At 62.2% G+C, this 12,661-nt stretch carries 11 protein-coding genes and 1 tRNA gene; 5 read left to right on the top strand and 7 right to left on the bottom strand.

All coding sequences use genetic code 11. From position 1 onward, the window contains the following. Nucleotides 1-15: 15 nt before the first annotated feature. Nucleotides 16-456 carry a Zn(2+)-responsive transcriptional regulator gene (gene zntR / locus AB5Y48_RS04340; protein WP_050667568.1) on the bottom strand — a complete coding sequence of 147 codons (441 nt, stop codon included), beginning with the start codon at nucleotides 454-456 and terminating at the stop codon, nucleotides 16-18. 344 nt (nucleotides 457-800) lie between these two features. On the opposite strand from zntR, the gene purH reads away from it, so the two are divergent. The 4 genes from purH to AB5Y48_RS04320 all read left to right on the top strand — a co-directional run bounded on the left by purH (nucleotide 801) and on the right by AB5Y48_RS04320 (nucleotide 6,044). Beyond that, the gene (gene purH, locus AB5Y48_RS04335; RefSeq protein ID WP_368163821.1) at nucleotides 801-2,393 is read left to right on the top strand and encodes a bifunctional phosphoribosylaminoimidazolecarboxamide formyltransferase/IMP cyclohydrolase; all 1,593 of its coding nucleotides are present in this window, start codon (nucleotides 801-803) and stop codon (nucleotides 2,391-2,393) included. 69 nt (nucleotides 2,394-2,462) lie between these two features. After that, nucleotides 2,463-3,752 carry a phosphoribosylamine--glycine ligase gene (gene purD / locus AB5Y48_RS04330; RefSeq protein ID WP_368163820.1) on the top strand — a complete coding sequence of 430 codons (1,290 nt, stop codon included), beginning with the start codon at nucleotides 2,463-2,465 and terminating at the stop codon, nucleotides 3,750-3,752. Nucleotides 3,753-3,863: 111 nt separating this feature from the next. Continuing rightward, complete coding sequence (locus AB5Y48_RS04325; RefSeq protein ID WP_050667571.1) at nucleotides 3,864-5,243, top strand: nucleobase:cation symporter-2 family protein; 1,380 nt, start codon at nucleotides 3,864-3,866, stop codon at nucleotides 5,241-5,243. A gap of 87 nt (nucleotides 5,244-5,330) precedes the next feature. Next, the gene (locus AB5Y48_RS04320) at nucleotides 5,331-6,044 is read left to right on the top strand and encodes an SDR family oxidoreductase (protein ID WP_050667572.1); all 714 of its coding nucleotides are present in this window, start codon (nucleotides 5,331-5,333) and stop codon (nucleotides 6,042-6,044) included. On the opposite strand, the gene AB5Y48_RS04315 is transcribed toward AB5Y48_RS04320, so the two are convergent. The 6 genes from AB5Y48_RS04315 to rpsU form a co-directional block, all read right to left on the bottom strand. Next, a complete protein-coding gene (locus AB5Y48_RS04315) occupies nucleotides 6,041-6,451 on the bottom strand; it encodes a CBS domain-containing protein (protein ID WP_136614362.1) in 411 nt (136 codons plus the stop codon). The genes AB5Y48_RS04320 and AB5Y48_RS04315 overlap by 4 nt on opposite strands. Before the next feature lie 151 nt (nucleotides 6,452-6,602). Then, a tRNA-Ile gene (locus tag AB5Y48_RS04310) sits at nucleotides 6,603-6,678 on the bottom strand. Nucleotides 6,679-6,814: 136 nt separating this feature from the next. Continuing rightward, nucleotides 6,815-8,683, bottom strand: a complete 1,869-nt coding sequence (gene rpoD / locus AB5Y48_RS04305) for an RNA polymerase sigma factor RpoD (RefSeq protein WP_224163584.1) — start codon at nucleotides 8,681-8,683, stop codon at nucleotides 6,815-6,817. Nucleotides 8,684-8,900: 217 nt separating this feature from the next. Next, complete coding sequence (dnaG, locus tag AB5Y48_RS04300) at nucleotides 8,901-10,691, bottom strand: DNA primase (protein ID WP_368163819.1); 1,791 nt, start codon at nucleotides 10,689-10,691, stop codon at nucleotides 8,901-8,903. Between the two features lie 74 nt (nucleotides 10,692-10,765). Next, nucleotides 10,766-11,209, bottom strand: coding sequence for a GatB/YqeY domain-containing protein (locus tag AB5Y48_RS04295; protein WP_224160989.1), 444 nt, complete (start codon nucleotides 11,207-11,209; stop codon nucleotides 10,766-10,768). Between the two features lie 15 nt (nucleotides 11,210-11,224). Next, a complete protein-coding gene (gene rpsU / locus AB5Y48_RS04290) occupies nucleotides 11,225-11,440 on the bottom strand; it encodes a 30S ribosomal protein S21 (RefSeq protein ID WP_005350755.1) in 216 nt (71 codons plus the stop codon). A 180-nt stretch (nucleotides 11,441-11,620) separates the two neighbouring features. Here rpsU and tsaD point away from each other — a divergent pair, with 180 nt between their 5' ends. After that, on the top strand, nucleotides 11,621-12,634 hold the full coding sequence (gene tsaD / locus AB5Y48_RS04285; RefSeq protein ID WP_060587621.1) for a tRNA (adenosine(37)-N6)-threonylcarbamoyltransferase complex transferase subunit TsaD: 1,014 nt from the start codon (nucleotides 11,621-11,623) through the stop codon (nucleotides 12,632-12,634). Nucleotides 12,635-12,661: the final 27 nt, after the last annotated feature.

Here is a 12,661-nt window from a genome sequence, read left to right as displayed (position 1 = left end):
CAAGGGCGCTCGCCCTTACTCCTCGCAGTGGCTGTGGTGCTCGTGGCTGCTTGCCCCCCCCGACTCCAGGGTCTCGAGGATGGCGCAGTGCTCGGCCGAGCGTGGCCCACCGCAGCAAATATCCGAGAGCGCCTTGAGATTCTCGCGAAAACGGGTCAACTCGCGGATCTTCTCCTCCACCTGGACGAGCTTGGCGTCGGCCACCCCCTTGACCTCCTGGCAGGTGACATTGGCCTTGTTCTGCTCCAGGGCGAGCAGCTCGCCGATATCGGCCAGAGAGAAACCCACCGACTTGGCCCGCAGAATAAACTCGAGACGGCGCCGATCCGCCTCGCTGTAGAGCCGGTAACCCGCCTCACTGCGAATGCTCGGGGCAATCAGGGCACTCTTCTCGTAAAAGCGCAGGGTGTCGGCCTTGATGCCGCACACCTTGGCCAGTTCACCAATTCGGTACATGTTCCCTCCTCTGTGGTGGCACCACTCTACACGTCAATGCCCACCGACCCAACCCGCGCCATGCCATCAACGTCCGAATAAGGAGCAGAAGACAATCGTTTTCCGCAAAATCAAAGACAAACGTTTACCGCCGCACCACACAAGGCTTTGCCGCTTTAAAAAATCCCCCACGGCTCACATTTTTTGTGTAGAATGCGCGCCGACAACGCAGCCTCACCCTCAAGCGGGTATTTCCTAAAGTCGACTGGTCCAGTCGCCTTTGAGAAATTCCCCCATCACAGTCACGGGGACTCTTGCTGTGCGTGCGCGTGCCGGGTCCCTATCACCTTGAGGACGATAGAGTAATGGAACAAGCCAGGCCCATCCGCCGTGCCCTGCTGAGTGTCTCGGACAAGACCGGAATCCTTGAGTTCGCCCGCGCCCTGAGCGAGCGTGGTGTCGATCTGCTCTCCACCGGTGGTACCGCCAAGCTGCTGGCCGACGCCGGCTTGCCGGTCACCGAAGTCTCCGACTACACCGGCTTCCCCGAGATGATGGATGGCCGCGTCAAGACTCTGCACCCCAAGGTTCACGGTGGCATCCTCGGCCGTCGCGATCGTGACGACGCCATCATGAGCGAACACGCCATCGCCCCCATCGACATGGTGGTGGTCAACCTCTATCCCTTCGCCGCCACCGTCGCCAAGCCCGGCTGCACCCAGGAAGACGCCGTCGAGAACATCGACATCGGCGGGCCGACCATGGTCCGCTCCGCCGCCAAGAACCACAAGGATGTCACCATCGTCGTCAAGGCGGCCGACTATGACCGCGTGATCCGCGAGATGGACGGCAACGGCAACAGCCTGCGCCTTGCCACCCGCTTCGATCTGGCGATCAAAGCCTTCGAGCACACCGCCGCCTACGACGGCATGATCGCCAACTACTTCGGCACCCTGGTTCCCTCTTATGGCGATAACAAGGAGGGCGACGAGGAGTCTCGCTTCCCGCGCACCTTCAACAGCCAGTTCGTGAAGAAGCAGGACATGCGCTACGGCGAAAACAGCCACCAGGCCGCCGCCTTCTATGCCGAAGAGCAGGCTGCTCCGGGTTCGGTGGCAAGCGCCATCCAGCTGCAGGGCAAGGCCCTCTCCTACAACAACATCGCCGACACAGACGCTGCGCTCGAGTGCGTCAAAGAGTTTGACCAGCCGGCCTGCGTCATCGTCAAGCACGCCAATCCGTGCGGCGTGGCCATAGCTGACGACCTGCTGGCCGCCTACGAGCGCGCCTGGCAGACCGACCCCACCTCCGCCTTTGGCGGCATCATCGCCTTCAACCGTGAACTGGATGGCGCCACCGCCAAGGCCATCGTCGATCGCCAGTTCGTCGAGGTGATCATCGCCCCGATCGTGAGCCAGGCAGCCCGCGACGCGGTCGCTGCCAAACAGAACGTGCGCCTGCTCGAGTGCGGCCAGTGGAGTGCGCCGGCCCAGGGCTTTGACTTCAAGCGCGTCAACGGCGGTCTGCTGGTGCAGGAGCGCGATCTCGGCATGGTGACCCTGGGGGATCTCAAGGTAGTCAGCAAGCGCCAGCCCACCGAACAGGAACTCAAGGATCTGCTCTTTTGCTGGAAGGTGGCCAAGTTCGTCAAGTCCAACGCCATCGTCTACGCCAAAGAGGGGCAAACCATCGGCGTCGGCGCCGGCCAGATGAGCCGCGTCTATTCCGCCAAGATAGCCGGCATCAAGGCCGAGGATGAAGGGCTGACCGTGGCGGGCTCCGTCATGGCCTCCGATGCCTTCTTCCCGTTCCGCGACGGCATCGATGCGGCCGCCGCCGCCGGCATCTCCTGCGTCATCCAGCCCGGTGGCTCGATGCGCGACCAGGAGGTGATCGACGCCGCCGACGAACACGGCATGGCCATGGTCTTCACCAAGATGCGCCACTTCCGCCACTGATAAACGGACACAGGGCAGCCAAGGCTGCCCTGCTGATAACTACGACGACAAGAGCAACGGAAACAGACCATGAAAGTACTGGTGATCGGTAACGGCGGCCGCGAGCACGCCCTGGCCTGGAAGGCCATGCAGTCCCCCCTGGTGACCCGAGTGTTCGTCGCCCCCGGCAACGCCGGCACGGCCCACGAAGGGAGCATCGAGAACGTGGCCATCTCGGCCACCGACATCCCGGCCCTGCTGGCGTTCGCCAAGGAGCAGCGCATCGGCCTGACTATCGTCGGGCCGGAAGCGCCGCTGGTGAAGGGGGTGGTCGATGCCTTCCGTGCCGAGGGGCTGGCCATCTTCGGCCCGACCGCCGCCGCGGCCCAGCTGGAAGGCTCCAAGGGCTTTGCCAAGGACTTCCTGGCGCGCCACGCCATCCCGACCGCCGAGTACCAGAACTTCACCGAGGTGGAGCCGGCCCTGGCCTATCTGCGCGAGAAGGGCGCCCCCATAGTAGTCAAGGCCGACGGCCTGGCCGCCGGCAAGGGGGTGATCGTCGCCATGACCCTGAACGAGGCCGAAGAGGCGGTGCGTGACATGCTCTCCGGCAACGCCTTCGGCGACGCCGGCGCCCGGGTGGTGATCGAGGAGTTCCTCGAGGGGGAAGAGGCGAGCTTCATCGTCATGGTCGACGGCGAGCACGTGCTGCCGATGGCCACCAGTCAGGATCACAAGCGGGTCGGCGATGGCGACACCGGCCTCAACACCGGCGGCATGGGCGCCTACTCCCCGGCCCCCGTGGTCACCGACGAGGTGCACCGCAAGGTGATGGAGCAGGTGATCCTGCCGACCGTGCGCGGCATGGCCGCCGAGGGCAACGTCTACACGGGTTTCCTCTACGCCGGCCTGATGATCGACGGCAACGGCAACCCCAAGGTGATCGAGTTCAACTGCCGCTTCGGCGACCCCGAGACCCAACCCATCATGCTGCGCATGCGCTCGGATCTGGTGGAGCTGTGCCTGGCGGCCTGCGCCGGCAAGCTGGATCAGGTCGAGGCCGTCTATGACCCGCGCACCGCCATCGGCGTGGTGCTGGCCGCCGGTGGCTACCCGGGTGACTACGTCCAGGGGCTGCCCATCAGCGGTCTGCCGGTGGAAGAGGCGAGCGGAGAGAAGGTGTTCCACGCCGGCACCCGCCTCGAGGGGGACACTGTCGTCACCGCCGGCGGCCGCGTGCTGTGCGCCACTGCGCTGGGCCACACGGTCGCCGAGGCGCAGAAGCGCGCCTACCAGCTGGCGGCCCGCATCCAGTGGAACGGCGTCTTCTACCGACGCGATATCGGCTGGCGCGCCATCGCGCGCGAACAGGGCGAGTAACGCCCACCGAAACAGGGCCCGCATTGCGGGCCCTTTCATTACCCCATTCCACCGACTCGCGTCTCCAGGCGCGAGCGGTCTCTTGCAACCCGAAGACAGAGAAGTACCATCATGACCAGTGCCCGCCCCCATGCGCCCAGCGACCTCATCTACGGCCTCGAGGCCAGGCCACCCCTGCCCCAGACCCTGTTCGCGGCCCTCCAGCACATGCTCGCCATGTTCGTCGGCATCATCACACCGCCGCTCATCATCGCCTCTTCCCTGGGGCTGAGCGCCGGGGAGAGCCGTTACATCGTCTCCATGTCGCTGCTGATGTCAGGGATCGCCTCCTTCATCCAGACCCGCCGCTTCGGCCCCGTAGGCTCCGGACTCCTGTCGGTACAGGGCACCAGCTTTAACTTCCTCGGCCCCATCATCGCCTCGGGGCTGGCCCTCAAGCAGGCCGCCATGCCCGAGGAGCAGATGCTGGCCACCCTGTTTGGCACCATATTGGTCGCCTCCCTCAGCATGATCGTCGTGAGCCGCTGCCTGCACCTGATCCGCCAGGTGATCACCCCGTTGGTGACCGGCATCGTCGTGCTGCTGATCGGCCTGACCCTGATCAAGGTGGGACTGGTGAGCATGGGCGGCGGCTTTGCCGCCATGCAGGACGGCAGTTTTGGCAGCCTGCAAAACCTCGGCCTCTCCCTGCTGGTGTTGCTCACCATAGTTCTGCTGCAGCGCAGTCAGAACCCCTGGTTGCGCCTGTCGGCCATCGTCATCGCCATGATGCTGGGCTACGGGGTTGCCTTCCTGCTCGGGCGTGTCACCCTGCCGACCCTGCCAGAGGAGTGGATCGCCCTGCCGCGCATCCTGCATGTGGGACTGGCATTCGACTGGTATCTCTTCATCCCCATCACCGTCATCTTCGTGGTGACGGCCCTTGAAGCCATCGGTGACATGACCGCCACCTCGGACGTCTCTGGCGAGCCGGTGGAGGGGCCTGTCTACATGGCCCGCATCAAGGGGGGCGTGCTCTCTGATGGTCTCAACTCCATGCTGGCCGCCCTGGTTGGCACCTTCCCCATGTCGGTGTTCGCCCAGAACAACGGGGTGATCCAGCTGACCGGGGTGGCCAGCCGCTACGTGGGCTTCTTCATCGCTGCCATGCTGGTGTTGCTCGGCCTGCTGCCCGGGGTCGCAGCCCTTATCCAGCAGATCCCCGAGCCTGTGCTGGGGGGGGCCACCATCGTCATGTTTGGCACCATAGCCGCCGCCGGGGTACGCATCATCTCCCGCGAGGCTCTGGATCGCCGCGCCCTGATGATACTGGCTGTGTCGCTGGCCATGGGCCTCGGCGTCGCTCAGGTACCCGAGGTGCTGCAACACCTGCCGGATCTGCTCAAGAGCGTGCTCTCGTTCGGGGTCGCCACCGGCGGTATCACCGCCATGTTGCTCAACCTGCTGCTGCCCCGTGGTCACATGACGGCCGTCGTGGAGAAGCAGGAGTGATCCTGTGAGGGGGAGCCGGGCTCCCTCTTTTCCCCCAATGCAGCCATTTGCGCTACCATGCCCCTTCATTGATGCAGGAGTGAAGCGATGAAGAAAATTGCCCTGATCACGGGGGCCAGCCGGGGGATCGGCAGGGCCCTGGCCGTCTATTTTGCCGACCAGGGGTATGATCTGCTGCTGGTTGCACGCTCGGCCGACCAGCTGGCATCGTGCCGCCAGGCACTGCAAGCGAGCCATGAAGGGATCGTCATCGAGACACTGGCGACTGACTTTGCCTCACCTGATGTGGCGCTCAGGGAGGTTGAGGCTCTGCTGGCACGCCATACCAGACTGGATGTGCTGGTCAGCAGCGCCGGAGTCCTCAACGCCGGTCATGTGGAGATGGATCTGGCGCAGCTCGGCACCATGGTTAACATCAACCTCATCACCACCATGGCTATCTGTAATCTGGTGGCACGCAAGATGAAAACCCAGGGCCGGGGGGAGATCTACAACATCGGCTCCATGGCCGGGCTCGAGCCGGTTGGCAAGATTGGCGCCTATGCGGCCACCAAGGCCGCCATCGTCAGCTATAGCCAATCCCTCTACCAGGAGCTGCTGCCCCATGGGGTGCGAGTCTGCTGCCTCTGTCCCAGCGTGGTCGATACCGACATGACCAACGACGGCCGCATTCCCAACGAGCTGAAAATCGCCACCGGGGATCTGGTCAAGGCCGTCGCCTTCGTACGTAGTCTGTCGGCAGGCTGTGCCATGGCTACCCTGCCGATCCGCTGCCGGGTCATCGATCAGGAGAAGGGCTAGTCTCGGGTCGGTTGACATGCCTTGAGCAGGTGGTGGAGCGCATCCATCACCTGACGACGGCCAATCACCCCGATGACGATCCCTCCCTCAACCACGGGATAGAGGCGCGGAGCCGAAGCGGTCATTCGCTCTGCCAACGCGAGCAGACTCTCTTTTCCCTCCACGGCGAGAGGCTCCTGGCTCATCAGATCCCCCACCCGGGTACGAACGTCGCAGTGATAGCTGGCGCTCAGCAGGGTGGGCAGGCAATCCCGTTCCGAGAGGAAACCGATCAGTTGCCGCCCACCGTTAACCACGGGCAAGCCTCCCAACCCGCTCTGACGCAAGGCATCCAGCGCCAGGGAGAGGGGAGTATCCACCTCGAGCAGGGGGAATTGATGCAGCATATGGTGGCGTACGGTCAGCATGAGTGACTCCTGGTATCAGATTGAGGAGGCCAGTGTGCAGGGAGACAGGTGGGATGAGCCAATGGCTCTTTCCTTGCGGATAAATAGGCGGGGACTATGGCCGGCAGCCATCAAAGAAAAAGGGCAGCGCGATGCGCTGCCCTCTGGAATCTGGTGGCCCCTCCCAGACTTGAACTGGGGACCAAGCGATTATGAGTCGCCTGCTCTGACCACTGAGCTAAGGGGCCGAAACTCTTGCGAGTGGCGGCGATTATAGGGGAATCACCAGGGGCAGTCCATAGGCATATCAATCACTTGAGCAAGGATTAGCCAGCCAGAGGACAATAAAAAAGGCCTCGAGAGAGGCCTTTTCATCTTGGCGGTTTAGTCGTCCAGGAAGCTTCTCAGCACCTCTGAGCGGCTCGGGTGACGCAGCTTGCGCAGCGCCTTTGCCTCGATCTGACGGATACGCTCACGGGTAACGTCGAACTGCTTGCCCACTTCCTCAAGGGTGTGGTCGGTGTTCATGTCGATCCCGAAACGCATGCGCAGTACCTTGGCTTCACGGGCGGTCAGACCGGCCAGCACGTCGCGGGTCGCGTTGCGCAGGCTCTCGCTGGTGGCCGCATCGGCCGGCAGGGCAAGGGTGGTGTCCTCGATGAAGTCGCCCAGGTGGGAGTCTTCGTCATCACCGATGGGAGTCTCCATCGAGATGGGCTCCTTGGCGATCTTCAGCACCTTGCGGATCTTGTCTTCCGGCATGCCCATGCGCATGGCCAGCTCTTCCGGGCTCGGCTCGCGGCCCATCTCCTGCAGCATCTGACGGGAGATACGGTTGAGCTTGTTGATGGTCTCGATCATGTGCACCGGGATACGGATGGTGCGGGCCTGATCCGCGATGGAGCGGGTGATGGCCTGACGGATCCACCAGGTGGCATAGGTCGAGAACTTGTAGCCACGACGGTATTCGAACTTGTCGACGGCCTTCATCAGACCGATGTTGCCCTCCTGGATCAGATCCAGGAACTGCAGGCCGCGGTTGGTGTACTTCTTGGCGATCGAGATAACCAGACGCAGGTTGGCCTCAACCATCTCCTTCTTGGCACGGCGAGCCTTGGCTTCACCTATGCTCATGCGGCGGTTGATATCCTTGATCTGGGCGATGGAGAGACCGGTCTCCTCTTCGATCTGCTGCAGTTTGCCGATGGAGCGCAACACCTCTTCTTCCATGGCTGCGAGCGGGGCAGACCAGGCCTTGCCAGCCTGCTTCTGGTACTCGAACCAGGCGGTCTCGCACTCGTTGTTGGTGAAGGCGGAGACGAAAGTCTTCTTCGGCATCTTGGCCTGCTCGACACACATCTTCAGGATGAGGCGCTCTTGCACGCGCACGCGCTCCATCATCTCGCGCATGTTGTTGACCAAGCGGTCGAACTGCTTGGGCATCAGACGGAATTGACGGAACACATCGGCCAGCTGGGCAATGGCGGCCTGAGTCTCTTCGTGAGCACGACCGTTAGAGCGGATCGACTGACGAGTGATCTCGTACTGGGCGCGCAGCTCGGCAAACTTCTCGCGAGCCACTTCCGGATCCGGACCACCGTCACCGTCATCGTCGTTACCGTCGCCCTCTTCGTCCTCGTCTTCCTCCTCTTCGTCGGAGCTGTCCTCGTCGGCGAGGTCATCCTCACCCAGCTCGGAGCCGATGTGAGTGGCGGTCGGGCCCATCTCATCGGCCTCGTCGGGATTGACGAAACCGGAGATGATGTCGGAGAGACGAAGCTGCTCGGCCTCAAACTTGTCGTACTGCTCGAGCAGGTAGGTGATCGCTTCCGGGTATTCGGCCACGGAGCTCTGCACCTGGTTGATACCGTCTTCGATCCGCTTGGCGATGTCGATTTCGCCTTCACGGGTCAACAGTTCGACGGTACCCATTTCACGCATGTACATGCGGACCGGATCGGTGGTACGGCCAATCTCGGATTCAACAGATGCCAGCGCCTGGGCTGCCGCTTCGGCAGCATCCTCGTCGGCGGTGGCGTCGGACATGATCAGGTCGTCGGCATCGGGGGCGTTTTCCACCACCTGGATACCCATGTCGTTGATCATCTGAATGATGTCTTCGATCTGATCGGAGTCGACAATGTCCTGCGGAAGGTGATCATTCACCTCGGCATAGGTCAGGTAGCCCTGTTCTTTACCTTTGGCGACAAGGAGTTTAAGCTGCGACTGCGGGGTTTGCTCCATAGAACTCATCCGGTTGGTGATGCTAGGTTGCGCGATTCAATGCGCTGACGCGCAAATAGCCAATTCTAATAGAAAACCGCCAGACATGCTATGCCCGGTGGCTACGTAGCGGTGAGAAACCCCTGCCCTCGCTCTGCTCAGGGCCAGGTGGTCATTGTTCATATTGCTTCTTTTCATCCCGTCAATTCGGGCAACAGCACTGGTATAGGGGCTAGCCCTTTAAATATCAAGCCCCGTTGTCACTTCTTTTTTCAAGCGAAACTTCCTTGAGCAGCAACAGCAGCTCCCGGGTCTCCTCCGGTGTCAGCCCCTCTTGACCCACCTTCCCCTGCAGCTCTTCGATGCGCTGCTTGAGAAAGAGGTTAATAAAACCGACGAAGGTATCTTCCAGCTCTTGCTGAACGGCCCCCTCTTCGGTTTCTATTCCTTCATAGAGATCATGCATGGCGAGCTGGGCCAGGATCTCTCCTTCTTTGGTACCACGCCAATGTTCGAGCAAGATAGCAGTCGTCACCTCGGGCCACTTGCAGATCTGGCTGTGCAGCTGCAGCAGGAAGGGAATACCCGCCACCTTGAGGCCAGCCAGCTCCGGCATTACCGGCAGCTCGGCGGCCAGAGCCGGATACTGCACCATCAGCGCCAGCGCCCGGCGCAGCGGGGTCAACTTGCCCTTCTGGAGACGCGGCGTATCCGCCTTGGGCTGGCTGTGACGGGCAAACAGCTCGTCGATACGCTGTTTGTTCTCACCCCAGCGCATCATGCGCGACAGCCGGGTGATGAGCCCCTCGCGGGTGAAACCTTCCGGCACCCGGCGGATCAGCTCAGCCGCCTTGTTGGCGACCTCGAACTTGCCCGCCTCTCCCGAGAGGGCGGCATCCCGCTCGAGGCGCTCGAACATAAACTCGGCGAAGGGCTGGGCCTGCTCGAGCAGAGTCTCGAAGTCGTCCTTGCCAATCTGGCGCACCAGAGAATCGGGGTCCTCGCCGTCCGGCAGAAAGACAAACTTGAGCTCGCGCCCGTCCTGCAGGTGGGGCAAGGCGTTATCAAGCGCCCGCCAGGCGGCTTCCCGTCCGGCGTTATCCCCGTCGTAACAGCAGACCACCTCGGCGGTGGTGCGAAACAGGGTGTGGATATGATCGCTGGTGGTCGCGGTACCGAGTGCCGCCACCGCATAGTCGATGCCGTACTGGGCCAGGGCCACCACATCCATATACCCTTCGACCACCAGGATCCGGCGCAGATCCTTGTGGGCCTGTCGCACCTCATAGAGGCCGAACAGCTCGCGCCCCTTGTGGAAGATGGGGGTCTCGGGAGAGTTCAGATACTTGGGCGTCCCCTCCCCCAGCACCCGACCGCCGAAGCCGATCACCCGGCCCCGTTTGTCGCGGATCGGGAACATGATGCGATCGCGGAAGCGATCATAGCTGCCCGGGCCGTTGTCACGCGGGATCAGCATGCCGCCGGTGATAAGCTGCTGTTCCTGTTCGTGACCGGCACCAAAGCGGCGGCGCACCTGATCCCACTCGTTGGGGGCATAACCGATGGCAAACTTCTTCACCACCTCACCGGTGAGTCCCCGCCCCTTGAGGTACTCCACCGCCTGGGGAGCCCCCTTGAGGTTGGACTCGTAGAAACGGGCGATCTGGGCCATCAGATCGAACAGATCCTTGCTGACCGCAGGCTGGGATCCGTAGGATCCGCTACCGCCGCCACTCTGCTCACGCGGCACTGTGAGGCCATGCAGGCTGGCCAGCTCCTCGATGGCATCGGGAAACTCGAGGCCGTCGTACTCCATCAGGAAACCGACGGCGGTGCCATGGGCACCACACCCGAAGCAGTGATAGAACTGCTTCTCGGGGCTGACCGAGAAGGAGGGACTCTTCTCGTTGTGAAAAGGGCAGCACGCCTGGTAGTTCTTACCGGCTTTCTTGAGGCGCACCCGACTGTCGATCAGCTCGACAATATCGGTGCGGGCCAGAAGGTCATCGATAAAGGATTGGGGGATCCTGCCTGCCATGGTTGCCCTTTTTCAGAGAATAAAAAAGCCGCGCATCCTGGGAAGCACGGCTTCTTTTGACTAACGCGGTCGCCTTATGCCAGACGGGCTTTTACCTGTGCGCTGACAGCGCCAACGTCGGCACGTCCCTGGATCTTCGGCTTGAGAACACCCATCACCTTGCCCATGTCCGCCATGGCGGCGGCGCCGGTATCGGCAACGGCTTGCTCAATCAGAGCGGCGATCTCTTCGGCGGTCAGCTGCTGCGGCAGGAACTCCTGCAACACCACGATCTCGGCGGATTCAATATCGGCGAGATCCTGACGGCCGGCGGCCTCGAACTGAGCGATGGAATCCCGGCGTTGTTTGACCATCTTGGTCACCACGGCCAGGATCTCCTCGTCACCCAGTTCGGTGCGAGTGTCTACTTCGCGCTGCTTGATCTCGGCCATCAACAGACGAATAGTGCCAAGGCGAGCCTTTTGTTTGGCCAGCATGGCAGCTTTCTGTTGATCCTTGAGCAGATCCTTCAGAGACACGGCAGTGAATCCGGATTAGTACAGACGGATGCGACGTGCGTTTTCGCGAGCCAGCTTCTTGGCGTGACGCTTAACAGCGGAAGCCTTGGCGCGCTTGCGGATGGTGGTCGGCTTTTCGTAGAACTCACGGCTACGAACTTCGGACAGGATACCGGCCTTTTCGCAAGAACGCTTGAAGCGACGCAGAGCTACGTCAAACGGCTCGTTTTCACGGACTTTAATTACGGGCATGTGCCTTTCACCTCGGTGATAAATGGGTTGCTGGGCGCAAGGCGCGAACAGCATGACTTAAAATGGTGCGAAATTATACTCAGTTTCGGGAATGAAAGTAAACCCGGCAGAGATCGCTGGTCTAAAAAACCCGCGAAGGGTACCATAGCCGCCTCATTTTAGCAGTGAAAATTTAAAGCAATGCGAGTATTGGGAATCGAGACGTCCTGTGACGAAACCGGGATCGCGATCTTCGACGATCAACGTGGGATCCTCTCCCACCAGCTCTACAGCCAAGTCAAGCTCCACGCGGATTACGGCGGTGTCGTCCCCGAGCTGGCGAGTCGCGATCATGTGCGCAAGACGATCCCCTTGATCCAGGCCGCATTGAAAGAAGCCGGCCTCGGCAAAGAGGATATCGACGGCATCGCCTACACCGCCGGTCCCGGCCTGGTCGGCGCCCTGCTGGTCGGGGCTACCATAGGCCGCTCCCTGGCCATGGCCTGGGGCAAACCCGCCGTGGCGGTACACCATATGGAAGGGCACCTGCTCGCCCCCATGCTGGAAGAGAGTGCCCCCGAATTTCCTTTTGTTGCCCTGCTGGTCTCCGGCGGTCACTCCATGCTGGTACGGGTCGATGGCATCGGCCGCTATCAGGTGCTCGGCGAATCCATCGATGACGCAGCCGGCGAGGCCTTCGACAAGACCGCCAAGCTGATGGGGCTCGACTATCCCGGCGGCCCGCTGCTGTCGCGTCTGGCCGAGAAGGGCACCCCGGGCCGCTTCCTCTTCCCTCGTCCCATGACCGATCGCCCCGGGCTCGATATGAGCTTCTCCGGCCTCAAGACCTTCGCGGCCAACACCATCGCCGCCGAGGGGAGCGACGAACAGACCCGCGCCGATATCGCCCACGCCTTTCAGGCGGCCGTGGTCGACACGCTCGCCATCAAGTGCCGCCGCGCCTTGAAGGAGACCGGCCTCAAACGTCTGGTGGTAGCGGGCGGCGTCAGTGCCAACCGCTACCTGCGCGCCCAGCTGGCCGAGATGATGCAAGCTCTCGGCGGCGAAGTGTTCTATCCGCGCACCGAATACTGTACCGACAACGGCGCCATGATCGCCTACGCCGGTATGCAGCGCCTCAAGGCCGGCGTATTCGAGACGCTCGAGGTCAAGGCCGTGCCACGCTGGCCACTGGACACCCTGGACCCGGTCTGATCGAGCGCCTCTCCTGCCTGAAGATGC

Source organism: Aeromonas sp. R6-2 (assembly GCF_040908155.1).
In the GTDB taxonomy this organism is placed as follows: domain Bacteria; phylum Pseudomonadota; class Gammaproteobacteria; order Enterobacterales; family Aeromonadaceae; genus Aeromonas; species Aeromonas schubertii.
The sequence above is the reverse complement of the archived record's forward strand: the minus strand, read 5'-3'. Positions and strand labels throughout refer to the sequence as shown.